Below are 21,763 nucleotides of genomic sequence, written 5' to 3' on the forward strand. Positions count from 1 at the left end.
CGACCGGCGTGGAAAAACCCTGCCGCTTACAGCGAATCGAGTCGGGCTTCGATCTCGTCGTAGTCGGGGAACGCGGGCCACTCCTGGGCGACCCAGGCGTACTGGACGACGCGTTCCTCGTCGAGCAGGAACGCGGCGGGCCGTGGTTCGCTGACGCCCGCCATCCCGTCCAGGTCGTGGACGATTCCGTACTGCTCGGCGACGCCGTTCTGCGGGTCCGAGAACAGCGGGTAGTCGATCTCCCGGTCGGCGATGGTGGTCTTGTGCTCGTATGGCGTCGAGATCGAGAGGCCGACGACCTGCAGGCCTCCGTCTTCGTTCCCGGAGCCCCAGCCGCGGTCCCGAATCTCGTTCCACATGTAGGTCGTCGGGAAGGCACCGTCCATGGTGTGGAAAACCAGGAGGACGGGGCCCTCGGCAGTCAGGTCAGAGAGCGCGCGGTCCTCCCAGAACTCCGCGGTGACCAGTGGGCGCTCGAAGTCCGGGGCCTGCTCGCCCACGTCTGGATGGCCCGAAGGCGGAAGGTCGACCACGTCGAAACCGAGGTCCATCAGGCGGCACCTCCGTTCGCGTCGGCTCCCTCACCGTAGGTCCGGTCGAGGTACTCGACGATGTTGGCGCTCTCGGCCATGGTGACGCCAGTGTTCTCGTCGACGAGGGCGGGGACCGTGCGGGCGCCCGCGATGCGCTTGACGACGTTGCGCTCGGAGTGCATCGGTTCGACGAACCGCGACTGGTACTCTACGCCGTGCTCGTCGAGCACGCGAACGACGCGTTCACAGAACGGACACGCCTGGAGTCGGTACAGGGTGATCGCTGGATCGCTCATCACGCGTCCGTTGGGACGAACGGCCGGTAAGCCCTTCGGGCATGCATCGCGGAGACGCGGACGCGAAATGAGGGGGCGAAGCCGGCGACGGCGATCGTGGAACTCGTTTCGCCTATGACAAGCCTTAATCATACTGGCAGCAAAGTCAGATTGGTAATGGCCGTCACTTCGGCTTCTGCTGTGCCGTTCGAAGCCGCGACACTGCTCGTCACGCAGGTGTTCGGGCTCCCGCTCACCGATAGCCTCGTGACCGGACTGGGTGTCGTGACCGTACTCGGGTTGCTCGTGCTGTCGGCGTTTTTCTCCTCCTCGGAGATCGCGATGTTCTCGCTGGCCGCCCACCGCGTCGAGGCGCTCGTCGACGACGGCGTTCCCAGTGCGGCGACGCTCCAGGATCTCAAAGAGGACCCGCACCGCCTGCTGGTGACGATCCTCGTCGGGAACAACCTGGTCAACATCGCGATGACCTCGATCACGACGGGACTGCTCGCCATCTACTTCACGCAGGGCGTGGCAGTCGCCATCTCGACGTTCGGGATCACGGCGCTCGTCCTGCTGTTCGGGGAGAGCGCGCCCAAGAGCTACGCGGTCGAGAACACGGAGTCGTGGGCGCTGCGCATCGCGCGGCCGCTGAAGGCCGCAGAGCGCGTGCTCTTCCCGCTCATCGTCGTCTTCGACTTCCTCACCCAGCAGGTCAACCGCATCACGGGCGGGCAGTCGGCGATCGAGACGTCCTACGTGACGCGCCAGGAGATTCGAGACATCATCGAGACCGGCGAGCGCGAGGGCGTCTTAGACGAGGAAGAGCGCGAGATGCTCCAGCGCACGCTCCGGTTCAACAACACGATCGCCAAGGAGGTGATGACGCCGCGCCTGGACATGACCGCCGTTCCGGCGGACGCGAGCGTCGGCGAGGCGATCGAGACCTGTGTCCAGAGCGGCCACGCGCGCATGCCGGTGTACGAGGGCAGCCTCGACAACATCATCGGCATCGTCCACATCCGCGACCTGGTGCGCGACCTGAACTACGGGGCCGGCGACGCCGGCGAGGTCGAACTCGACGACCTCATCCAGCCGACGCTGCACGTCCCCGAGTCGAAGAACGTCGACGAGTTGCTCGCGGAGATGCGGGACAACCGGCTCCACATGGTCGTCGTCATCGACGAGTTCGGGACGACGGAGGGACTCGTGACGATGGAAGACCTCACCGAAGAGATCGTCGGCGAGATCCTCGAGGGCGAGGAAGAAGAGCCAATCGAGTTCATCGACGAGGAGACGGCCATCGTCAAAGGCGAGGTGAACATCGAGGAGGTCAACGAGGCCCTCGAAATCGACCTCCCGGAGGGCGAGGAGTTCGAGACCATCGCCGGCTTCATCTTCAACCGGGCGGGTCGGCTCGTCGAAGAGGGCGAACGGATCGAGTTCGACGGCGTCGACATCCGCGTCGAACAGGTCGAGAACACCCGGATTCTGAAAGCCCGCGTCACCCGCAAACTCGAACCGGTCGAAGAAGACGACGAGAACGGCGAGGGCGAACCGGAACCCGAAGAAGCGCAGACTGACTGACTGACGGCAGTTCCCTGCTACTCCGGGGCGAACCGGGCGGAAGGTGACCCTGCGCCGATACGTTCTCGCTGCTGATTCTGCGGACGGAGAACTTATCAGTGCAGAGATAGCTATCTCGCGTATCGATGGTCGGGCTAGCGGACGCAGTGGGAGTCGGGCTGGCGAGCGTTCTCCTCCCGGCGCTCGCCCTGGTCGCTGTCGCAGCCAGGTACAGCGGCAAGCCGGGCGTGCGGGGGTTCGTCGTCGCGGTCGTCGGTCTCGGGTGCTGGTCGCTGGCGACCGGCGTTCGCGTGTTGGTCCACGCGCCGGCGCTTCGGTTCGGCACAGCGGTCGGCCAGCTGGTGTTCACCAACGTGACGATCCTGGGCTGGGCGCTGTTGGTCGTCGAGTTCGTCCACCGTCGCCGGATTCGCCTGGCGTCGAAACGCGTCGCTGCCGTGCTGGCGGTCCCCGTCTGTACGGTCGGCCTCGCGCTGACCAACGACTGGCATCACCTAATGTACGCTGCCGGGACGCACGTCACCGCCCAGGGGTACCTCCAGTTCGAGTTCGGTCCGTGGTATCCGATTCACACCGTCTACCTCCTCTCGGTGAGCGTCGGTGCTGCGGCGACCCTGATCCGGGAGGTCCCGGGTTCGAGCGGCATTCTCCGGCGCCAGGTGACGCTGCTGTTCGGCGGGTGGCTCGTCGCCACGGTCGCCGTGTTCGATTTCTTCCTCGAACAGGTCGGAGCGTGGCCGTTTCCGCCGTACGTCGATGTCACACCGGTCGGCTTCCTTCTCGGGAGCGCCCTCTGGGGGCTGGCACTGTTTCGCCACGGTCTCTTCGAGCTCGTCCCGATCGGGCGGCGAACGGCGGTCGAGACGATGCCCGACGCGGTGCTGACGGCCGACAGGGACGGACGAATCGTCGACGCGAATCCGGCCGCCCGCGCCCTGTTGGACGGCAATCCCGTACGACAGTCAGTCTCGGCCGTGTTCGCCGATCATCCGAACCTGCTCGAACACTACCGCAACGGCGAGGACGGCACCACCGCGATCCAGTTCCTGGACGACGGGGCCGTCAAACACTTCGCGGCCACGACGACGCCGATCACCGAGCGCGGGACGCGGACCGGGACGGTGATCGTCCTGCGCGACGTGACGGCGCTGAAGAGCCGTGAACAGGAGTTAGACCTGCACAGACAGGTACACAGCCGAATCGTCCGCCACAACATCCGGAACGAGCTCACGATCATCAGGGGCAGCGCCGAGGAGATCGTCAGAGCCAACGAGGGCCAGACTGCCGAGTTCGCGAGGACCATCCTGGAGCGGAGCGACGAACTCGTCGGGACCAGCGAGAAGGCTCGCCAGATCATGCGAATCATCGAAACGGACAGCGAAACGCTGACGCTCAACGCCTGCTGTCTCGTCGAGACGATCGCGGACGCGATGCAGGCGAAACACCCGGACGCGCGGATCGAGACGACACACCCGGACTCGGCGTGGGTCACCGCCCACGAGGACCTGGACGCCGCGCTCGAGAACCTCGTCGGAAACGCGATCGTCCACAACGAGGGAACGCCGCGGGTCGAGATCAGCGTCGAGCGACGCGACGACACGGTCGAAATCACCGTCGCGGACGACGGGCCGGGCATCCCCGAGCACGAGGTCGCGGTCCTCGATCAGCTAGAGGAGACGGCTCTCGATCACAGCAGCGGTGCGGGGCTCTGGCTGGTCAACTGGGTCGTGATGAAATCCGACGGCACGCTCGAGTTCGACGTGAGCGAGCGGGGGACGACCGTCACGCTGCGATTGCAGGCGGCCACCGTTCAGGAGGAGTAGGCGGTCCACTCTCCCCGTTACAGGATGAAGTCGACCGCAGTGAACACGCCGTAGCTGACGGCGAAGGCGAGCGCGAGGGAGGCGACCCACGCGAGGGCGGTGTACCCCATCTTCGAGCCGCTGACGTCGCTGCCGCCGGCGGCGTAGCCGCTCCCGATGATGGCGCTGACGATGATCTCGTTGAACGAGACGGGAATCCCGAAGAAGACGGCCGTCTGAGCGATGGCGAACGAGGGGATGAGCGCGGCGATCGAGCGCCGCGGGCCGAGCGCCGAGTAGTCCTGGGCGAGCGCCTTGATCATCCGCGGGGCGCCGGTCCAGGAGCCGAGCAGGAGACCGAAGCCGCCACCGAGCAGGACGGCGACGAGCGGAACCTCGAACGGGTCGAGCAAGGGGAGCAGCGGGCCGAGCGCGAGGCCGACCTGGCTGCCGCCCGCCGAGAACGCGACGAGGCCGCCCAGCGCCAGCAGGAAGTGCCGCTGGCCGGCGGCCGGGTCGCCGCGGATGTCCCAGAACAGCACCAGTCCGACGAGGAGCGCCGCCAGGAGCGTGGCACCGAAGGAGGCGAGGGACGGCGAAACCGACGGCACGGTCGTGGCGGCAGTCGCCGCCAGAGACGCCGCCTCACCGGGCGGGCCCAGCAGGACGAACTCGACGTTCGCGAGGATCGCACCGACGACGGCGGCCAGCAGGGGCACGGCGTAGCGTTCGGCCACCCGGTCGTTCCGTAGGGCGCGGGCGGTGGCGTACGCGATTGCGCCGCCGACGAAGGGGACGAGCACCCACAGCGTCACGATCTCCTGATACTTCGCCCAGGCGGGGGTACCGCCCATGGCCAGTCCGACGCCGACGACGGCCCCGGTGACGGTAAAGGCCGTCGCGATCGGGTAGCCGGTGAACACGCCGATCGCGACCAGGACCGCGGCGGTGATGAGCGCGACCGTCGCCGCCGTCGGCGAGAGCGTGACGTTCCGGATGAGTTCCCGGCCGACCGCTTCCGTGACGTTGGCTCCCTGCAGGACCGCGCCAGCGAGACCGAGCAGGCCGACGATAAATCCTGCCCGCATCACCGAGATAGCGTTGGCACCGACCGCAGGGGCGAACGGCGTCGACCCGGACGATCCGGCACCGATCGCCCAGGCCATGAACAGACTCGCCCCACCAGCGATCAGAAACGTCGCGACTGTCCCTGCGGCTACCATTTCATTGGTTCGAATAACGCCAGCAACGGTAATAACCTGCCGACACGGTGATCGTCTCTCGGTTTCGCCCGCCTTCGCCCGTGGTAGATAATTACACCCACGGTAGACCCGAATTATTAAGCGACTGGATGGTCACACTCTGAAACACCATGGTGGGGGCCAATGGTGTTCAAGCGTCTTAAACAACTGACGAGACCGGCCGACGCGGGGTGTACCGACTACAAATGTCAGGGGTGTGAGACTGGTTTCGAGATGCGACGACAGGTGTGTCCCGAATGCGGCGGGTATCGGATCGAGCGCGTCGACTGGTAATCGCAGTCGGACGTCGCAGGTCTTGGGGGGACTGCGACGTCCGGCCGTTCTACCGACGCTCATCGACCGGGAGCCGTGGGACCGTCCGATCGGAGCGCAGCGCGGAGCCACGAGGACGCCGGTAGCGGCCAACGGCCCGGGATCGAGTGGGGTCAGGAGTCGTCGGGTTCGGCGTCGGGGTCGGACGGATCGTTCGTCTCGGGGTCGAGTTCGCCGTTGGGTTCGGGCATCTCGACGCCTTCGACGGCTTCGATGACATCGGTCTCTTTGGGCGTGTCGACGTGCCAGCGGTCGACGGACTGCTCGTAGTCGGCCAGGCGGTTCGAGACGCGGATCTTCAGGTCGTCGTCGTTGACGTTGACCTCGAACACGTACTCGGGGACGTCACCGCGGCCGGCGCGCTGGAGGTTCGCGCTGACGAGTTCGTTGTCGAAATAATAGGGAGACATCTGGGTCATCACGTTCCGGTAGACGGCGCCCTCGACGGCGCGGAGGGCTTTCCGCCCGGCCGAGTCCGCCGCGCGGGCGACGTAGTCGAGGGATTCGCCCCACTTGTCGACGGCCTCGTCGGGTTCGTCGAGTTTCTCGTAGGACTCGGTGAGTTTCTCGCCGGCCGTCTGGAGGTCTTCGTCGGGCTCTTTGCCCGCCTTCTCGCCTTCGCCCTCGTCGACGCTGGCCTGCTCGGCGGTCTTCTCGTTGACGTCCTCGTCGAGTCGCTCGTCGGCCTTCGGTCGCCACTCGTCGAACTCCTCGAGGGCACCGACGTCGGTGGCGAGTTCGACCTCCGGGTCTGCCTCGATGTCTCTGATAGCACGGCTAATGCGCTCGCCGTGCTCGACGACGTCGACCCATCGTCCGCGGGTTTTGAAGCCCGAAACGCTCTCTTCCATCAGTTGTCCAGTATCCAGGCCGCCGAGAGATATACGTCTTCCTCCCGCGGCCGGCGGCCCCGGTCGGGCCGGCTGCCAGAGGCGCGTCCCGCTCTCACCGGCAGCACCGGGCCGCGACTCATCGATCGTAGGTGAGCCGCATGGCGACCTCGTTGAGTCTGCGCTTCGCGCGGCCGAGCAAGCGGGCCGGCCACGCCACGGTTCGGAGGTCGGCTTCGGCCACCTCGATGCGTCCACCGTCGAAGACGTCCGCGCCGCCCTCGCCGTCGCCGTCCTCGGTCGCACTGACGACGGTCGTCATCCCACAGCGGCCGCAGGCCTCCGTGTCGCTGCTACCCATACCAGCCAGGCTTGGGCGAGCAAGCGTATAAACGTTTGTGGCGTCCGTCACCGCGCCCCGGTCGTCCCTCCAGCGACCCCGCGACGTGGGGCGTCGGGTCCCCGAGAAGAGTGTGACTTTTGTATCGTTGACGCCCTGGGTGCTGTATGAGAGCCCGGGAGAGCACGGTCGACGACGCGCCCGCTCACACGTCCAGCGATGAGTGACGAGGACCGAACGGACGTGCCGTCCGACGTTCCCGAGTGGGACGACGAGTACCTCGACCGCGTGAGCGACCGACTCATGTTCAACTACGACCTCGACCAGTCCTACAGCGTCGAGGGCGAGCGATTCGAGATGTACGGTCGGCTCCACGTCGAGAGCCAGAAGCAACTGTTTCACCCGGCGCTGAACTACGCGAACTACGAGGCCCAGGAACACCTGTTCGTCACGCGTCGGGACCGCGTGACGACGGCCGATCTCGACCGACTGGTCGACCTCGGGCACGCGCTCGCCGAGGAGTGGATCACCGCCGACGAGGAACACCACGGCACCGAGTTCACGTTCGTCGTCGTGGCCCCGACCGTTCCCGACGCGGTCGCGGACTACGTCTCCGGCTTCCGGGACCGAACGCTGCTCAAGTACGGCTACTACGGCCAGTACGAGGTCAACCTCGTCGTGGTCGCACCCGACGAGGAGCGACTGGTCGCCAGCGAGCAGGCCGACGTCGGGCGAGCCTTCGCGACCTGGGACCCGCTCGACGCGGGGTCGCGGGGGCTCCTCGAACGGCTGGTGTCGGTGTTCAGGTCCTGAAAAAACGGTCGAGGACTCAGTCGTCGGCGGGTGCCGCTGACGGCTCGCGACGCACGCTCTTGATGTTGTCGTAGCCGATGCGCGCCAGCGACAGCGCGAGGCCGACGAGGACGAGCGCGATGACGATCTGGACGGCCACGGACGCCTGTGCGGCGATCGTCGCGCCGCCCTCGCCCCAGTTGCCCAGAACGAACTTCTGGTAGAAGTTCTGATAGAGCGCGAGGTAGAGGAGCGCGACGACGGTGATCGCGGTCATCAGCGCCATCGGGACGCCGGTGCTGATGAGCTGCTTGTTGTCGTCCCAGTTGGCCAGCCAGACGGTGGCGGTCAGCAGGGCCAGCGCGGCCAGGAGCTGGTTCGCACCGCCGAACAGCGGCCAGAGGTCCGACCACGTCCCGCTGGACACCAGGAGGTACGCGAGCACGACCTGGATGATGGCGTTGTAGTACCGGTTCGAGCCGGCTTCCTGTGCCTGCCGGACGATGACGCTGTCGGCGTCCGGCGTGCCGACGATCTCCTCGGCCATGTAGCGGCCGAGCCGCACCGCCGTGTCGGTACTCGTCAGCAGGAAGCTCACCAGCACGAGTGCCATGAACGGCGCGCCGAAGGACGGCGGGATGCCGAAGCTCGTGAGGATGACGCCGCCACCGGACGCGAAGTTCGGCAGGGCGCGCCCGACGCCGCTGCCAGCGGTGACGCCGGCGATCGAGACCGTCGCGAGCGCGAGCGTCGCGAGCAGCCCCTCACCGAGCATGCCACCGTAGCCGATGACGCGCGCGTCGGTCTCCTTGTTGAGCTGCTTTGCAGTCGTCCCCGAGGAGACCAGCGAGTGGAAGCCGCTGATGGTCCCGCAGGCGATCGTCACGAACAACAGCGGGAACAGCGGCAGGCCCGCGGTTCCCATGAACCCGTAGTAGGGTTCCAGCGAGATGGTCAGCGGTTCCGACGACGTCCCGAACAACGTGCCGACGATGATCGCCAGCAGCGCGCCGCCGACGCCCGCGTACAGCAGGAACGACGACAGGAAGTCACGCGGCTGGAGCAGCGTCCACACCGGCAGCACCGCCGCGATGGCGGCGTAGATCAGGATCACCGGTACCCAGCCGGCGGTGTTGGCCCCGAGCGCGCTCGCGCCGGGGAGCGCCGCACCGCCGCTGAACAGGACGATGGTCCCCGCCGGATACGCCGCGTCGGGACCGGCCGGGAACAGCGCGAGCGGGTACTGGATGCCGATATAGACGCCCCCGAAGACGGCGGCGACGAACGCGATCGTCCCGGCGATGAAGGGGAGGTCGAGCTGGTAGAGGTAGACGCCGAACACCAGCGCGAGCAGGATGTACACCAGGCTGGCCGTCGCCGCCTGCGGGTACGCGTCGAACACGATGCCGACCACCAGCGCGAACACGGCGACGACGAGGATGATGGTCAGGAACGCGAACCACAGCAACATGTTCTTCCCGCGATCGCCGACGTACTCGCCGATGATGTAGCCGATCGACTTCCCCTCGTGACGGAGGCTCCCCGACAGCGAGACGAAGTCGTGGACGCTCCCCAGGAGCGGGTTCCCGATCGCGATCCACAGCAGGGCCGGGACCCAGCCCCACACGACGCCGGCCGTGATCGGACCGACGATGGGCGCACCGCCAGCGATACTCGAGTAGTGATGGCCGAGCAGGACCGGCTTCTTCGCCGGGACGTACTCCTGCCCGTCCTCGTACTTGTGTGCCGGAGTTTCGCGATCTTCGTCCAGTTCCACGAATTGGACGAGGTACCGCGAGTACCCCAGGTAGCCGAGGCTGAACGTGATCAACGTCGCGACCACGAGCCAGAGTGCTTGGACCATGAAATTAACTCTCATGAATGTTAGTCGATGATTCGGACTTAAGAGTTTCCAAGAACTGTCAGGGGACGTATCAAACCAGACACTAGTCCGCACAGAAAGGACCCGTGCCGCAGGCAGTTGGACGAGGAATGGTAAGAACGTCGTCAGTGAGAGCGACGATCGGGAGCTGGGGCGTCAGGACTGTTCCGTCGGACGGTCGACGTCGATATCGAGCTCCGAGGCGACCGCGTCGAGGAGGTCACCTTTCACTTCGCGGATTCGTTGTTCGACGACCGCGACGACGGGTTCGTCGAACTCCTCGCGGATCCGACTGATACGGTCCTGTTCGGTCTCGTATCGTTCCCGGAGGTACGTCGCCCCGCGGCCGGTCTCGTCCGGGTCCGGTTCCGGCGCGACCTTGTTGACGACGAGGCCCCGGATCGCGAGTCCGTGCTCGTCGAGGCTGTCGACCGCACGGCCGGTCTCGTTGATCGACAGTTCGTCCGGGTTCAACACGAGGAAGAAGGCGGCCTCGTTCCGGAGCGTCTCGCCGGCGAACTCGAACATCTCCTTGCGCTCCAGCAACCGGTCGATGATGGGGTCGTCCTCCCGTTTCCGGCGGGCCTCCTTGTCACCGATCGCCGCTTTCTCGAACAGGTCGATGCTCTGCTCGCGCTTGGCAGCGAGTCGCTCCACCCAGTCTTCGAGGAACTCGGGGAGCGAGAGCAGGCGGAGCGTCCCGCCGGTCGGTGACGTGTCGAAGACGACGCGGTCGAACTCGTCGCTCGTCCGCATCACGTCGATGAGGCGGTCGAACAGCGCCGCCTCGTAGGCGCCGGGCGTCCGGTGGGCCAGTTCGATCTGGCGCTCGATCTCGTTGACGACGCTCGGACTGACCTGATCGGTCATCGCCCGCTTGGTCTCCGTGAGGTGGGCCTCGATCTCCTCGTCCGGATCGATCTCCATCGCCCAGAGGTTCTCGACGCCGTCGACGGCCGCCGGGTCGTCGCCGAACGACTGGTCGAGCACGTCGGACGTGCTGTGTGCCGGATCGGTCGAGACGACGAGCGTGCGCAGTCCGGCCTGGGCACATTTCAGGCCGTAGGCACACGAGACCGTCGTCTTGCCGACGCCGCCTTTGCCGCCGAAGAAGACGAACCTGTGCATGTCAGAAGTGATACTGTTGGCCCTTGCGTTCGAGCATCGACTGGCGGTCCCACATCCGGCGCTCCCACTGTTCGAACTCCTCGCTGAGATACGGCAGCAGTTCGGCGGTGTAGTACGACACCGGGCTCGGGATGCCGAAGGCGTCGGCGAAGCAGGCAAAGAGGAAGACGTCCTCCGTGTCCTCGGCCTCCTTCTCGATGAGTTCCGTCGACGGGTGCTCGATCATCCCGTGATACAGGCCGTGAAGCCACTCCCGGATCGCGTCGAGATACGCTTCGATGCGGCGTTCCACGCTCATCGTCTCACGCCCCCCGAGAACGGTCACGGCCGGCCGGGAGCACCGGCGGGGTCGTCGCCTGCTGGCTCGTCTCGATTGCGTCGCGTGCGGTCACGTTCGTGCCGAGACGGTAGATTCGTTGCAGGCATAAACCCACTGTCTGGCACCCGTCGCCGGCCGCCTCACTCGACGGCGGCGGCGACGTTGTCCAGCGCTCGTTGTAGTTCGCCGCGCCGCTTCCAGGCCGCGATGCGGTCGGTGAGCGTCGACAGCGGCAGGCCGAGGCTGACCGTCGACCGCATCGTCACGTCGGTCCCCTCGTTGCGCCGGGCGAAGGTGACCGTCGTCTCCATCGACTCGAAGGGGCCCTGATCGCCCAGTTGCGCGTAGTAGTAGCCGTCGTCGCGCTCCTCGACGACGAACGTCACTTCCATCCCGCCGGCCCGCGCGGTGACCCGCTGGCCGTCGTCCGTCTCCGTGACCTCGGCGACCGTGAACGTCCCTTCGTGCTCGATGACGTCGCTCGGCGACACTGCCCGTTCGAGTTCCGGGAGCGTCGCGCGAACGAACCGGCTCGCCTCGACCTCGCGCATACCGGACCCTGGCAGCGGGCACCTAAAGCTACTGTGGCGTGAGGCGACGCGGATCGAAGGGCGGTCCCAGCGCGGACCCACAGAGATAACAGCACGGGGCGAGACGACCACGGTATGTCGGACGGGGACATCCGCGTGTTGCTGGTGCTCGATTTGCTGCTGTCGGCCCTGTTCAGCACCGTCGTCGTCTGGGGACTGGCGTTCCTCGACCTGAGTTCGTTCACCCTGCGGAACGTGGCGACCGGGACGATACTGGTCGCCGTCCTGACGTACCTGGTCGTGCTCCGCCAGTAGCACGCCTGAACTTTTAGGGTTCGATGCCATACGGACCCCCGGATGACAACAGCACTGTTCATCGTCAGCGAGGAAGGCTACTGGGGCGAGGAATGTGTCGAGCCGCTCACCACGCTTTCGGACGCCGGCGTCGACGTCACGGTCGCGACGCCGACGGGGAATCCGCCGGTCATCGACGAGCGGTCGATCGACCCCGACGAGGTCGGCGAGGAGACCGCGGCGCACGTCAAAGAGGTCCACGAGACCGACGACCGCCTGAACGATCCCATCGCGCTGGCCGACGCCGACGCCAGCGAGTACGACGCGGTCGTGTTCCCGGGCGGCCACGGCACCGAGTGGGACATCACGCAGGACCGCCACGCGCGGGACGCACTGCGGACCGCCGTCGAGGACGGTGACAGAAAGGCGCTCGTCGTCTGTCACGCCGTCGGCATCCTCGCGTTCACGCGGGGCTCCGACGGGGACCTGCTCGTCGCGGGCCGGGACGTGACCGGCTTCCCGAACGCCTGGGAGGAAGGGATCGTCGACGACCGCGACCTGATGCCCGACGGCCGCAAACTCCCCTACTGGGTCGAAGACGAGGTGAAAGCCGCCGGCGGGAACTGGGACGCCGACCTCGATGCGGACACCTCCGTGCGGGTCGACGGCGACCTCGTGACCGGCCGCGGCCCGCCGTCGTCCCACGAGGCGGCGCTGACGCTGCTGGACGAGCTGGGCGTCGAGTACTGACTGGCGACTGTCGATACGGCCGGTCGAGGGCCTGCCTCGGCGGCGCCGGCACCGAACCACTCCTGGATTCCATCGGAGTTATCACCCCGCCAGAAGAGGTATCGGACAACCGATGAGCCAACGTCGGATGCCCTCCCTCATCGAGAAGTACAGCGTTCCCATCGCGCTCGTCGCGATCGTGGGATTCATGTTTTGGGTCCGAACCCTGGACGCAGACAGCGTCTTTCTCCAGGGCCAGGTCTACTTCAGCGGTAACGACGCCTGGTACCACGCGCGCGTCGTGCAGTTCGTCGTCGACAACTTCCCCGCTACCCAGCAGTTCGACCCCTACTCGCAGTTCCCGTACGGCACCGGGCGCCACTCGGGCTTCGGTGGGCTGTTCGACCAGCTCATCGCGCTCGCCGCGCTCGTCGTCGGTCTCGGCTCGCCGTCGCCCTACCTCAGCAACGTCGTCACCGCCTACGCGCCGGCCGTCTTCGGCGCCGTCACGGCGATCCCCGTGTATCTGGTCACGGCGCGTCTCTACGACCGCCGGGCCGGCGTCGTCGCCGCGGCCCTGCTCGCGCTGGTGAGCGGCGGCTTCCTCTACCGGACGGTCATCGGGGTCGCCGACCACCAGTCTGCCGAGGCGTTCTTCGGAACGCTCGCCGCGTTCGGCTTCGTGTACGCGCTGACCAGCGGGTATCGCGAGACGCCGCTCGTCGCCGACCTCCGAGCGGGCGACTGGGCGGCGCTCAAACGACCAGTCGTCGCCGCGGCCGCGGGGGGCGTCCTCATCGCCTCCTACCTCATGACCTGGGGGCCAGGCGTGATGCTCGTGTTCACGATGGGCGTGTTCGTCGTCCTCCAGGCGATCCGCGACCACCTCCACCGGACGCCGCTCGACTACCTGGCGTTCGGCGTCGTCGGGTCGATGACGGTCGCAGGCGTCCTGACGCTACTGTACGCCACGGAGTACGTCCTGGAAGCGACCGCGTTCTCGCTGCTGCAGCCGCTCGTCTGTTTCGGCATCGCCGCCGGCGCCGTCGTCCTCCTGGGCATCTCGCGGTACGTCTCGCGGAACAACTACGACCCGTTGGCGTATCCCGGCATCGTGGTCGGCCTGCTCGTCGCAGCGCTCGCGGTGACGGCGCTGGTCGCGCCGAGCGTGCTCGGACTCCTCGAAGAACTCGTCGTCCGGGTCTACAGTTTCGGCCTCCTCAAATCGGCGACCGGGCTGACGGTGGCCGAGCTGTCCCCCGGAACGGTCGGCGGTCTGGTGGGCGCCTACGGACCGATCGTCCTGCTCGCGCTCGTGGGCTTTCTCGTCCTGGTCCGCCGAGTCGTTCGGCGGGACCGCCCCGCGGAACTGTTCCTGTTGCTGTGGACGCTCACGATGCTGTCGGCGTACTTCACGATGGTCCGGTTCGGCTACTATCTGGCCGTCAACGTCGTGATTCTCGCGGCGCTCGCCATCTGGTGGCTCCTGGTCGGCCAGCTGGGTCTCGACTCGTGGGCGGCGCTGCGGCGGCCCGAGACCACGCAGGTCGTCGCCGGGCTGATCGTGCTCCTGCTGATCGTCCCCGGGAACGTCGTGGCGGCCGGCGGCCTCCACCCGTCGTGGCAGACCGCCGAGTACGCCAGCGGCGCGGACATGGCGTGGCAACAGGAGCTGGAGTGGATGCACGACGGGACGCCGGAGCCGGGTCTCGACTACACCGAACAGTACGACCGGCCCGCAGACGGCGACTTCGCGTATCCGGAGCGCGCCTACGGCGTCATGTCCTGGTGGGATTACGGGCACTGGATCACCCACAGCGCACGGCGCGTGCCGGTGGCGAACCCGTTCCAGCAAGGGCCGCGGGTCGCCGCGGCGTTCTTCCAGGCGAAGTCCGAACCGACCGCCAACCTGCTGCTCGACGCCCTGCCAGCCATGAACGGGTCGACCTCGGTGACGTCGATGGTCGACGAGTCGGGCCAGATCGAGTCGATGCGACCGGAGCTGCAGTCGTACGCGCAGTCTCGGACCGCCCAGGAGGCGAGCGAGGACGTCCGGTACGTCGTGATCGACGACCAGATGGTCGCGGCGTCCGGCGCCAGTCCGGGAGACCGCAACAACAAGTTCAGGCCGATCGCGACGTGGATCGGACCGGGCTTCGAGGAGTACGTCTCGCCACAGGAGGTCACCTTACAGCGCGTCAGCGGCGACCGGTTCGTCGGAACCGATCAACAGGTCCGCGTGAACGCGCTCAACGAGCAGTTCCGGCGGACGATGATGTCGCGGTTGTACTTCCAGGACGCCGGCGGGTTGTCCCACTACCGGCTCGTCCACGAGTCGAACGAGACCACGCAGTTCCTGAACCTCGCACAGACCACGCAGACGGGAGGTGCTCAGTCCGTCGGCTGGTACAACAGCATGCTCACGTCGCGAACGCTACAGCTCCTCCAGCGGCCCGACGTGTACGCGTACAACGTCCGGCAGGAGTCGCGCGTGAAGTCGTTCGAGCGCGTGCCCGGCGCGACGCTCACCGGCCAGGTCGAGACGGCCAGCGGGAACGGAACGACGCCCGTGCGCGTCGCGCTCCAGCTGCGAACCAACACCGGACGGACGTTCACGTACGAACAGCGAACGACGGTCTCGGAGAACGGGACGTTCGCAGTCACGGTCCCGTACCCCACCGCCGACGGGGTGTCGCCGAGCGAGGGCGGCACGGACAGCGGCGTCAGCGCCGTCGGGTCGTACACGGTGCGCGTCGGCGGCTCGTCACCGACGACGGCGACCGTTTCCGTCCCGGAGACGGCGATCTACGACGGCGAGACGATTCAGGTTCCCGGCGACGGGTGAACGGGACCGGGCTCGTCGTCGCGGGCGGCCGCCTCGGACGGTTCGAAAGTATAAGCCGACAGCAGTCGATAGCCCACGTATGACCATCGAGCAACGGGGAGCAGCGCACGTCGTCACGCACGCGCTGGCGCGCCACACGCTCTCGGAGCTCAGGAGCGCCGACACGGAACAGGTAGCCTTCCGGAAGGGACTGGTGAAACTGGGGCGCATCTGCGGGTACGAGCTCATCGACGGGGCGATGGCGACCGAGGAAGTCCCGATCGAGACGCCGCTCACGGAGACGACGGGCGAACGGGTCTCCGGCCTGGACGACGTGGTCATCGTCAACGTGCTCCGGGCGGCGACGCCGTTCGTCGAGGGACTGCTGAAAGCGTTCCCGACGGCCAAACAGGGCGTCATCAGCGCCGGGCGCAACGAGGACGCCGGGATGAACAGCGACGGCGAGTTCCCGATCGACATCGACTACGCGAAACTCCCCGAGATCACCGAGTCGGACACGGTCGTCGTCGCGGACCCGATGCTGGCGACGGGGTCGACGATGTGCACCGTGCTCGACCGGGTGCTGGACGCGGGCACGCCGGACGCGCTGTTCGTCCTCTCTGCTGTGAGCGCGCCGCCGGGGATCGAACGCGTCACCGAGCAGTATCCGGCCGCGGACGTCGTGACGGTCAGTATCGACGACCGGCTCGATGACGATGGATTTATCGTTCCCGGCCTCGGCGATGCTGGTGACCGCGCGTTCCGGACGACCTGACGGGAGCGACGGACCGCGCACCCCGACTCGTCGGGCGGCGTCGCAACCCCTTTGTTTCAGTTGGAAACCCCGTGCAGCAACGGGACTGTCGGCGCAGTCGAAACGGAGGTCTGCGGAGACTCCGCGGCGAGTATCGCGGATATCGACTCTGCCACATAATATTAATATCTACAAACCAAATAGAAATTATACATGTCGAGGGAGTCGACGCGACGTCAATTTCTCGCCGCTGGCTGCGCTGCCAGTGCCGCTGCCCTCGCGGGGTGTGGGGGAGGCGGTATCGGCGGTGGTGGTGGTGGCAACGGAACGACAGACTGGTACTACGGAGACACGAACAAACAGCTGTCCAAGGAACTCGTTTCGATCCTCAATACGCGAGACGCGCGGGAGTTCAAGCTCCGAGAGGGCGTGACGGCGGCCACGGCGCTCAAGCGCCTGAACGACGGAACGGGCGAGTTCGCCGTCGCGGGCGCGGACGCCGCCGTGTTCGCCAAGAAAGGGGCCGGGATGAAGGGGATCAGTACGAAAAACACGAAGCTCAGAGCAGTGGTGTCGCTGTACCCGATGCCGGTGACGGTCGTAGCGCGGCCGGACCTGCAGGCAGAGAAAGTTAGCGACCTCTCCGGCGCGACGGTGAACGTCGGGAAGACGAACAGTCGGTTAGCGTCCAACGCGAATCAGATCCTGACCCAGTCCGGCGCCGAGTTCAGCTTGCGCAACGTCGGGCTGTCGACGGCGATGACGAAGCTACAGGAGGGGTCGTTAGACGTGACGTTCGCCATCGGTGACTGGCCGATCAAACCCGTCGCGGAGGCGGCGCCCGACCTGAAGCTCCTCGAACTGGGCGGGAGCGTCCGCTCGAACGTGGTCAAGAGTAACGACTGGTTCGTCGAGGCACAGCTTCCGGCAGGGATCTACGATGGTACCAACTACATGATCGATACAGTGGGGATTCCGGCGCTCCTGTTGGCGGGCGAGGAAGCGGGCAAGAAGAACGTCGCCATCACCACGGACAGGATGCTCAAAAGCGCCGGGAACGAGGAGATCAAGACGCGCGGGGGCTACATCAACGGGAAGAACAAAAAGGAGTTCAGGGAGCACATCCCGAGCTCGGTCGAACTCCACGACGGCGCCCAGCAGGTCCTCGTGTTCCGGTAGCCCGAGGGTCACTCCCGCTCGATGGTCGCCCGGCCGCTGGTCGCGCTTCGGATTCGATCCCGGACGGCCGCCGCGTCCTCGACGGGAATCCGGACGGCGAAGCTGACCGCGGCTTCGTAGGCCGCCTCGAACTCGCCGGGTGAGGACTCTAAGATGCCGCGAACGGTCCCCGAGTCGTCGTACTCGACGGTGACGGCGAACTCCTCGTGGGGCCGCTCCTCGACGATGCCGGCGGCGTCGATCGCCTCCTTGACCCCGCGAGCGTACGCTCGGGCGAGGCCGCCGACGCCGAGTTTCGTCCCGCCGTAGTACCGGGTGACGACCACCGCGACGTTCTCCAGGTCCTCCTGCTGGAGGACGTTCAGCGACGGTTTGCCCGCCGAACCGGTCGGCTCGTCGGCGTCGCTCGCCCACTCTTTGAGCGGCTCCGCGCGGATGCGGTAGGCCGGAACGTTGTGGGTGGCGTCGTCGTATTCGGCCGAGACCTCGGCGATGAACGCCTCGGCGGCGTCCACGTCGGTGACGGGGGCCGCGTGGCCGATGAACTCCGAGCCGGAGATCTCGAAGGCGGCCTCACCGCGGCCGGCGAGCGTCCGGTAGCTGTCGGTCACGGCCGTCCGTTCGAGCGGAACTGTGATACGGGTTTCGCGATCGCCGACCCGGCGAAGTGAAGGCGTGCTTATATGTGCGATGAGAACACGTACCTAGTATGCCGTGTTCGACAGGTGATGCGACACTCGACGAGATGCTGGGTGGGGGCATCCCGGACGGGCGGACGCTCCTGGTCCGGGGCCGGTCCGGCGTCGGCAAGAGCCGACTCGCGGTCCAGTTTCTCGACGCCGGGCTGGCCGCCGCCGAGGACTGTCTGTACGTCACGACCGACGAGCCGCGCGAGGTCGTCAGGTCGTCGCTGTCGCTGCCCGAAGCGGACGGGCTCACGGTCGCCGCCGCACACCGCGAGGACGAGCGCGGCGGCGTCCGGTTCGAGACCGCCGACGAGACGGCGACGACCGCCTACGGGGCGCTCATCGAGCGCCTCACCGAGGCCGACTGGGACCGGGTCGTCGTCGACGGGGCACCCGGGCTGGTCCACGTCGCTCCGGACCGCCAGCGGGGCCGCGAAGGGCTGTTCCGGCTGCTCGAACGGCTCGACGCCCACGACGCCACGGCACTGCTAACCACGACGAGAGACGAGTCGAGTGACCTGGACCGGGCCGCTCACGGCGTCCTCAGCTGTTGGCGCGAGGAGGTCGAAGGGGACGCACGCACGTTCCTTCGCGTCCAGAAACTCCGCGGCGTCGACCACGACACGCGCCGGCACGCGCTCGCCCACGACGACGACGGCGTCACGGTCGCCGCCCGGGAGTGGGCGACGAGCGAGCGGCCCTTCCGGACGGGCATCACGTCGTTCGACGAGCTGACGGGGGGATTCGTCCGCGGCGGGACGACCGTCTTCGAACACGAGGGAACCGCCGACCACTGGCCGATCACCGCGTCGCTGTGCGCCCGGGCGGTCGAACAGGACAGGCCCGTCGTCCTCATCACGGCGCCCGGGGAACTGTGTAACCGCGTCGACGGATTGCTCGCCGAGCAGGTCGGTCCCGTCCGGGAGCTGATGGAGCGCAACCAGCTGTACCTGATCGACCCGATCAGCCACGGCCCGGACGATCCGACGCTGGCGGAGCTCCCCAGCGAGAACGTCGTCCTCCAGGAAGTCGAGGGGAGCGTCCAGGAGGCGATTCGGACGCTCGTCGACCGGCTCAGGGGGCAGGTCGACGAGGCGGTGGCGGTGCTCGAACAGGCGACGCTCCAGCACCTGGTCGACGCGAATCAGGCCAGACAGCTGTTCTACTGGACGAGCGGGAACCTCATGAACGACGACGCCTACACCTTGACGCTCGTGTTGACCGTCGATCGGGAGGTGATCGGCGATCGCCTCACCAGTTTCTTCGCTGGCGCGGCCGACCAGGTCATCCGGACCTGGCGGGGCGCCGACCAACTCCAGTACCTCTCGGTGCCGAAGTCTCCCGCCGGAACGCCCGGTCACGCCCGCGTCGTGGAGCCGCGCGAAGCACCGCCCTACGTCGAACTGCGGTAGTCACTGCAGTTCGATCTTCCTGACGTACTCCAGGTTCCGGATCTCGTTGATGAGGTGGCCCGGGAGTTCCGTCTCGGTGATGATGTACAGTTTGGGGTCGACGGCGAACTCGGGGTCTTCGCTGACGGTCTGGCGCATCGAGATGCCTTCCTCGGAGATGAGGCCGGTGATCTCGGCGACGATGCCCGGCTGCTCGGTGTCGATGACGTCGACGGTGAGCACGTTCAGGTCAAGCACCGGCGCGAGATCCATCAGGCTGGGAATCTGGGAGATGTTCTGGAAGATGCGGCGGAGTTCGGGGTCCTCGAGGATGGCGTCGGTGGTCGAGTCGACGACGCGGCGGTCGACGCCGATCTCCCGGGCGATGCCGGTGTTGGGGATCTCGATCCCGCCGGAGACGACCCGCCCCTCGTCGTTGACGGAGAACCCGCGTTCGAGCAGCAGCCGGATGACAGCCTGCTGACTCGGGCTGCCCTCGAACTTCTCCATAATGTCCTCGAACATGCGGGCATCGACGGACGCAGCGGGTATATCCGTTTGGTTCGCCGCAGCCGAGCGGACACGCTAACCTTCGTCGCGGACTTAAATGCTGGAGTACGTTCCTCGAAGGTGAGAACGGAGCGGGGCTTTCTGGGTGTCGGGTGCGGAGTGACGGTATGGTCGGGACGGGTCTGGAACAGACGCCGGTCACGCTCGGACTGTTCGCGCTCGTGGGGTTTCTCGGGAGTGGCCACTGCGTCGGGATGTGTGGCCCGCTCGTCTCGCTGTACGCGGATCGCATGCCAGACGGTCGGCGTCGCGCGCTCGGACAGCACGCCCTGTTCAATCTCGGCCGGACGGGCAGTTACGCGCTGCTCGGCGGGGTGTTCGGTCTCGCCGGCAGCCTCGTCGCCGGTGCGGTCGGCACGTTCCCGGCACCGTTCGGGGCGCTTCGCGGCGTCGTCGGCGTCGTCGTCGGTCTCGTCGTCGCGGCGTCGGGACTCGCCCACCTCGCGGGGACGCCGAACCCGCTGCTCGCTGGAAACGCACAGACGCTCTGGGCACCGCTGGGCCGGGTGAGCCGGACGGTTCGTCGCCGCCTCGACGCCTGGCTCGGCGGGCCACGGACCGCCGCGCTGGGGTTCGCACACGGACTGTTCCCGTGTCCCCTGTTGTACCCGGCGTACCTCTACGCGTTCGCGCTCGGCGACCCGCTCGGCGGGGCCGCGGCGCTCGCGGCGCTCGGACTCGGTACGCTCCCAGCGCTGCTCGCGTTCGGACTCGTCGTGAATTCCGTTCGACTCGGTCGCGTCGGTGCCCGCGCGGTCGGCGGCGCCTTCCTGCTGCTCGGTGCCGGCACGGTCCTGGCGGGGCTGGGCTCGCTCGGGTTGCCGGTGGGACGCCTGGTCACCGTTCCCACCGTTTCGGTCGGAGCAACGAATCTGCCGGTCGTCGTCGCGATGCCGATCGCCGTTGTCGGGTCCCTGTTGTTGCTCGGCGTCGGCGTGACCGCGCTGGTGCGGCGACGCTCGCTCGCGTACCTGTTCGTCGTCCTGGCGTTGCTCGCGTTCGCCGGGCAAGTGCTGGTGGGCCGGCTGGTCGCCGCCGACGTGCTGGTCCCGGCGGTGGATCGACAGGTGGATTTGCTCGCGGACGCTACGATCGTCATCTTGCTCGCGGCAGCCGCCCACACGGTCGCGCGCCGGCCCCCTGCCGAGGAGCGTGACGAGGAGGTGAGCCATGACTAGCTCCCGAACGGAGGTCGACCAGTACGTCCGCGAACACCCGGGGAGTCACTTCCGCGGCATCGTCGACGCGCTCGACCAGGCGACGGGCCAGGTCCAGCACCACGTCTCGCGGCTGGTGCGCAACGGCGACCTCGAACGGGTCTCGCTGTACGGCCAGACCCACTACTACCCGACGGGCTACGACGAGTGGGAGAAAGGCACCATCGCGCTGCTCCGACGCGAGACCACGCGGGAGCTGGTCGCCGCGCTGCTGGCCAAGGACGGCCGCCGTCCGGGCGCGCTCGCCGACGAGATGGGCGTCGCGCGCTCCACACTGGAGTACCACCTCGATCGCCTGGTCGAGCGCGAGGTGGTCGAGAAACGCCGCGACGACCGGGGTCGCGTCACGCTCTATCTCGAACGGCCCCAGGAGACCGCGCTGTTGCTGGCCGAAGTCGCCCCGACGTACGCCGAGCGCTTCGTCGACCGGTTCATGCGCCTGGTCGACGGACTGCTCGAAGACGCGAGCGGGTGACCACGCAGTCCCGCGTTCGAGGAACGTACTACAGCATTAAAGAGGGGCGAGT

Annotated in this window: 21 protein-coding genes and 1 pseudogene; 11 read left to right on the plus strand and 11 right to left on the minus strand. The window is 67.1% G+C overall.

Translation table 11 applies throughout. The features are described from left to right. Window positions 1–26 precede the first annotated feature (26 nt). Together ACFR9U_RS05200 and ACFR9U_RS05205 are read right to left on the minus strand one after the other, a co-directional pair. The gene (locus tag ACFR9U_RS05200) at window positions 27–551 is read right to left on the minus strand and encodes a peroxiredoxin family protein (protein ID WP_247379909.1); all 525 of its coding nucleotides are present in this window, start codon (window positions 549–551) and stop codon (window positions 27–29) included. Beyond that, window positions 551–829, minus strand: coding sequence for a glutaredoxin family protein (locus ACFR9U_RS05205; protein ID WP_247379907.1), 279 nt, complete (start codon window positions 827–829; stop codon window positions 551–553). The genes ACFR9U_RS05200 and ACFR9U_RS05205 overlap by 1 nt, the downstream gene beginning before the upstream one ends. Window positions 830–985: 156 nt before the next feature. On the opposite strand from ACFR9U_RS05205, the gene ACFR9U_RS05210 reads away from it, so the two are divergent. Together ACFR9U_RS05210 and ACFR9U_RS05215 are read left to right on the plus strand one after the other, a co-directional pair. Next, the gene (locus ACFR9U_RS05210) at window positions 986–2,395 is read left to right on the plus strand and encodes a hemolysin family protein (protein WP_247379905.1); all 1,410 of its coding nucleotides are present in this window, start codon (window positions 986–988) and stop codon (window positions 2,393–2,395) included. Between the two features lie 125 nt (window positions 2,396–2,520). Further along, on the plus strand, window positions 2,521–4,218 hold the full coding sequence (locus ACFR9U_RS05215) for a histidine kinase N-terminal 7TM domain-containing protein (protein ID WP_247379903.1): 1,698 nt from the start codon (window positions 2,521–2,523) through the stop codon (window positions 4,216–4,218). Window positions 4,219–4,235: 17 nt separating this feature from the next. Here ACFR9U_RS05215 and ACFR9U_RS05220 read toward each other — a convergent pair whose 3' ends face one another. From ACFR9U_RS05220 to ACFR9U_RS05230, 3 genes are all read right to left on the minus strand, one after another. Beyond that, window positions 4,236–5,420 (minus strand): inorganic phosphate transporter, encoded by a 1,185-nt coding sequence (locus ACFR9U_RS05220; RefSeq protein ID WP_247379901.1) that lies wholly within the window; start codon window positions 5,418–5,420, stop codon window positions 4,236–4,238. 464 nt (window positions 5,421–5,884) lie between these two features. Next, the gene (locus ACFR9U_RS05225; RefSeq protein ID WP_247379898.1) at window positions 5,885–6,622 is read right to left on the minus strand and encodes a DUF5828 family protein; all 738 of its coding nucleotides are present in this window, start codon (window positions 6,620–6,622) and stop codon (window positions 5,885–5,887) included. Between the two features lie 118 nt (window positions 6,623–6,740). After that, on the minus strand, window positions 6,741–6,962 hold the full coding sequence (locus ACFR9U_RS05230) for a hypothetical protein (protein ID WP_247379894.1): 222 nt from the start codon (window positions 6,960–6,962) through the stop codon (window positions 6,741–6,743). A gap of 198 nt (window positions 6,963–7,160) precedes the next feature. On the opposite strand from ACFR9U_RS05230, the gene ACFR9U_RS05235 reads away from it, so the two are divergent. Continuing rightward, the gene (locus ACFR9U_RS05235) at window positions 7,161–7,754 is read left to right on the plus strand and encodes a DUF8052 family protein (protein WP_247379891.1); all 594 of its coding nucleotides are present in this window, start codon (window positions 7,161–7,163) and stop codon (window positions 7,752–7,754) included. Between the two features lie 16 nt (window positions 7,755–7,770). On the opposite strand, the gene ACFR9U_RS05240 is transcribed toward ACFR9U_RS05235, so the two are convergent. The 4 genes from ACFR9U_RS05240 to ACFR9U_RS05255 all read right to left on the minus strand — a co-directional run bounded on the left by ACFR9U_RS05240 (window position 7,771) and on the right by ACFR9U_RS05255 (window position 11,613). After that, the gene (locus tag ACFR9U_RS05240) at window positions 7,771–9,597 is read right to left on the minus strand and encodes a carbon starvation CstA family protein (RefSeq protein ID WP_247379888.1); all 1,827 of its coding nucleotides are present in this window, start codon (window positions 9,595–9,597) and stop codon (window positions 7,771–7,773) included. Window positions 9,598–9,771: 174 nt separating this feature from the next. Then, window positions 9,772–10,743 (minus strand): ArsA family ATPase, encoded by a 972-nt coding sequence (locus ACFR9U_RS05245; RefSeq protein ID WP_247379886.1) that lies wholly within the window; start codon window positions 10,741–10,743, stop codon window positions 9,772–9,774. A 1-nt stretch (window position 10,744) separates the two neighbouring features. After that, on the minus strand, window positions 10,745–11,041 hold the full coding sequence (locus ACFR9U_RS05250; RefSeq protein ID WP_247379882.1) for a DUF7990 family protein: 297 nt from the start codon (window positions 11,039–11,041) through the stop codon (window positions 10,745–10,747). A gap of 161 nt (window positions 11,042–11,202) precedes the next feature. Next, a complete protein-coding gene (locus tag ACFR9U_RS05255; protein ID WP_247379879.1) occupies window positions 11,203–11,613 on the minus strand; it encodes an SRPBCC family protein in 411 nt (136 codons plus the stop codon). 111 nt (window positions 11,614–11,724) lie between these two features. Here ACFR9U_RS05255 and ACFR9U_RS05260 point away from each other — a divergent pair. The 5 genes and pseudogenes from ACFR9U_RS05260 to ACFR9U_RS05280 all read left to right on the plus strand — a co-directional run. Continuing rightward, a pseudogene (locus ACFR9U_RS05260) lies at window positions 11,725–11,907 on the plus strand (DUF8107 family protein); the annotation flags it as partial. Between the two features lie 42 nt (window positions 11,908–11,949). Continuing rightward, window positions 11,950–12,636: a type 1 glutamine amidotransferase domain-containing protein gene (locus ACFR9U_RS05265; protein WP_247379873.1), complete on the plus strand. Its 687-nt coding sequence runs from the start codon at window positions 11,950–11,952 to the stop codon at window positions 12,634–12,636. Window positions 12,637–12,763: 127 nt separating this feature from the next. Further along, entirely contained in the window at window positions 12,764–15,460 is a 2,697-nt protein-coding gene (locus tag ACFR9U_RS05270) for an oligosaccharyl transferase, archaeosortase A system-associated (protein WP_247379868.1), read from the plus strand. 79 nt (window positions 15,461–15,539) lie between these two features. After that, window positions 15,540–16,214, plus strand: a complete 675-nt coding sequence (gene upp / locus ACFR9U_RS05275; protein WP_247379865.1) for a uracil phosphoribosyltransferase — start codon at window positions 15,540–15,542, stop codon at window positions 16,212–16,214. Window positions 16,215–16,406: 192 nt separating this feature from the next. Next, entirely contained in the window at window positions 16,407–17,372 is a 966-nt protein-coding gene (locus tag ACFR9U_RS05280) for a TAXI family TRAP transporter solute-binding subunit (protein ID WP_247379862.1), read from the plus strand. Between the two features lie 8 nt (window positions 17,373–17,380). On the opposite strand, the gene ACFR9U_RS05285 is transcribed toward ACFR9U_RS05280, so the two are convergent. After that, window positions 17,381–17,983, minus strand: a complete 603-nt coding sequence (locus tag ACFR9U_RS05285; protein ID WP_247379859.1) for an IMPACT family protein — start codon at window positions 17,981–17,983, stop codon at window positions 17,381–17,383. A 98-nt stretch (window positions 17,984–18,081) separates the two neighbouring features. On the opposite strand from ACFR9U_RS05285, the gene ACFR9U_RS05290 reads away from it, so the two are divergent. Next, window positions 18,082–19,470 carry an RAD55 family ATPase gene (locus ACFR9U_RS05290; RefSeq protein ID WP_247379856.1) on the plus strand — a complete coding sequence of 463 codons (1,389 nt, stop codon included), beginning with the start codon at window positions 18,082–18,084 and terminating at the stop codon, window positions 19,468–19,470. Here ACFR9U_RS05290 and ACFR9U_RS05295 read toward each other — a convergent pair whose 3' ends face one another. Then, on the minus strand, window positions 19,471–19,974 hold the full coding sequence (locus ACFR9U_RS05295; RefSeq protein WP_247379853.1) for an amino acid-binding protein: 504 nt from the start codon (window positions 19,972–19,974) through the stop codon (window positions 19,471–19,473). A 152-nt stretch (window positions 19,975–20,126) separates the two neighbouring features. On the opposite strand from ACFR9U_RS05295, the gene ACFR9U_RS05300 reads away from it, so the two are divergent. Together ACFR9U_RS05300 and ACFR9U_RS05305 are read left to right on the plus strand one after the other, a co-directional pair. Further along, window positions 20,127–21,197, plus strand: coding sequence for a sulfite exporter TauE/SafE family protein (locus ACFR9U_RS05300; protein ID WP_247379850.1), 1,071 nt, complete (start codon window positions 20,127–20,129; stop codon window positions 21,195–21,197). Then, on the plus strand, window positions 21,190–21,711 hold the full coding sequence (locus tag ACFR9U_RS05305) for a winged helix-turn-helix transcriptional regulator (protein WP_247379847.1): 522 nt from the start codon (window positions 21,190–21,192) through the stop codon (window positions 21,709–21,711). The genes ACFR9U_RS05300 and ACFR9U_RS05305 overlap by 8 nt, the downstream gene beginning before the upstream one ends. The last annotated feature ends 52 nt before the right edge of the window (window positions 21,712–21,763 follow it).

Source organism: Halorientalis brevis (assembly GCF_042678165.1).
In the GTDB taxonomy this organism is placed as follows: domain Archaea; phylum Halobacteriota; class Halobacteria; order Halobacteriales; family Haloarculaceae; genus Halorientalis; species Halorientalis brevis.

Excerpts from the sequence above, each read along its gene's own strand:
- ACFR9U_RS05305 (WP_247379847.1), top strand. The coding sequence starts at position 21,190 with ATGACTAGCTCCCGAACGGAGGTCGACCAGTACGTCCGCGAACACCCG.
- ACFR9U_RS05245 (WP_247379886.1), bottom strand. The coding sequence starts at position 10,743 with ATGCACAGGTTCGTCTTCTTCGGCGGCAAAGGCGGCGTCGGCAAGACG.
- ACFR9U_RS05295 (WP_247379853.1), bottom strand. The coding sequence starts at position 19,974 with ATGTTCGAGGACATTATGGAGAAGTTCGAGGGCAGCCCGAGTCAGCAG.
- ACFR9U_RS05300 (WP_247379850.1), top strand. The coding sequence starts at position 20,127 with ATGGTCGGGACGGGTCTGGAACAGACGCCGGTCACGCTCGGACTGTTC.
- ACFR9U_RS05270 (WP_247379868.1), top strand. The coding sequence starts at position 12,764 with ATGCCCTCCCTCATCGAGAAGTACAGCGTTCCCATCGCGCTCGTCGCG.
- ACFR9U_RS05230 (WP_247379894.1), bottom strand. The coding sequence starts at position 6,962 with ATGGGTAGCAGCGACACGGAGGCCTGCGGCCGCTGTGGGATGACGACC.
- ACFR9U_RS05215 (WP_247379903.1), top strand. The coding sequence starts at position 2,521 with ATGGTCGGGCTAGCGGACGCAGTGGGAGTCGGGCTGGCGAGCGTTCTC.
- ACFR9U_RS05220 (WP_247379901.1), bottom strand. The coding sequence starts at position 5,420 with ATGGTAGCCGCAGGGACAGTCGCGACGTTTCTGATCGCTGGTGGGGCG.
- ACFR9U_RS05290 (WP_247379856.1), top strand. The coding sequence starts at position 18,082 with ATGCCGTGTTCGACAGGTGATGCGACACTCGACGAGATGCTGGGTGGG.
- ACFR9U_RS05280 (WP_247379862.1), top strand. The coding sequence starts at position 16,407 with ATGTCGAGGGAGTCGACGCGACGTCAATTTCTCGCCGCTGGCTGCGCT.
- ACFR9U_RS05225 (WP_247379898.1), bottom strand. The coding sequence starts at position 6,622 with ATGGAAGAGAGCGTTTCGGGCTTCAAAACCCGCGGACGATGGGTCGAC.
- ACFR9U_RS05205 (WP_247379907.1), bottom strand. The coding sequence starts at position 829 with ATGAGCGATCCAGCGATCACCCTGTACCGACTCCAGGCGTGTCCGTTC.
- ACFR9U_RS05240 (WP_247379888.1), bottom strand. The coding sequence starts at position 9,597 with ATGGTCCAAGCACTCTGGCTCGTGGTCGCGACGTTGATCACGTTCAGC.
- ACFR9U_RS05265 (WP_247379873.1), top strand. The coding sequence starts at position 11,950 with ATGACAACAGCACTGTTCATCGTCAGCGAGGAAGGCTACTGGGGCGAG.
- ACFR9U_RS05210 (WP_247379905.1), top strand. The coding sequence starts at position 986 with ATGGCCGTCACTTCGGCTTCTGCTGTGCCGTTCGAAGCCGCGACACTG.
- ACFR9U_RS05250 (WP_247379882.1), bottom strand. The coding sequence starts at position 11,041 with ATGAGCGTGGAACGCCGCATCGAAGCGTATCTCGACGCGATCCGGGAG.
- ACFR9U_RS05200 (WP_247379909.1), bottom strand. The coding sequence starts at position 551 with ATGGACCTCGGTTTCGACGTGGTCGACCTTCCGCCTTCGGGCCATCCA.
- ACFR9U_RS05235 (WP_247379891.1), top strand. The coding sequence starts at position 7,161 with ATGAGTGACGAGGACCGAACGGACGTGCCGTCCGACGTTCCCGAGTGG.
- ACFR9U_RS05255 (WP_247379879.1), bottom strand. The coding sequence starts at position 11,613 with ATGCGCGAGGTCGAGGCGAGCCGGTTCGTTCGCGCGACGCTCCCGGAA.
- upp (WP_247379865.1), top strand. The coding sequence starts at position 15,540 with ATGACCATCGAGCAACGGGGAGCAGCGCACGTCGTCACGCACGCGCTG.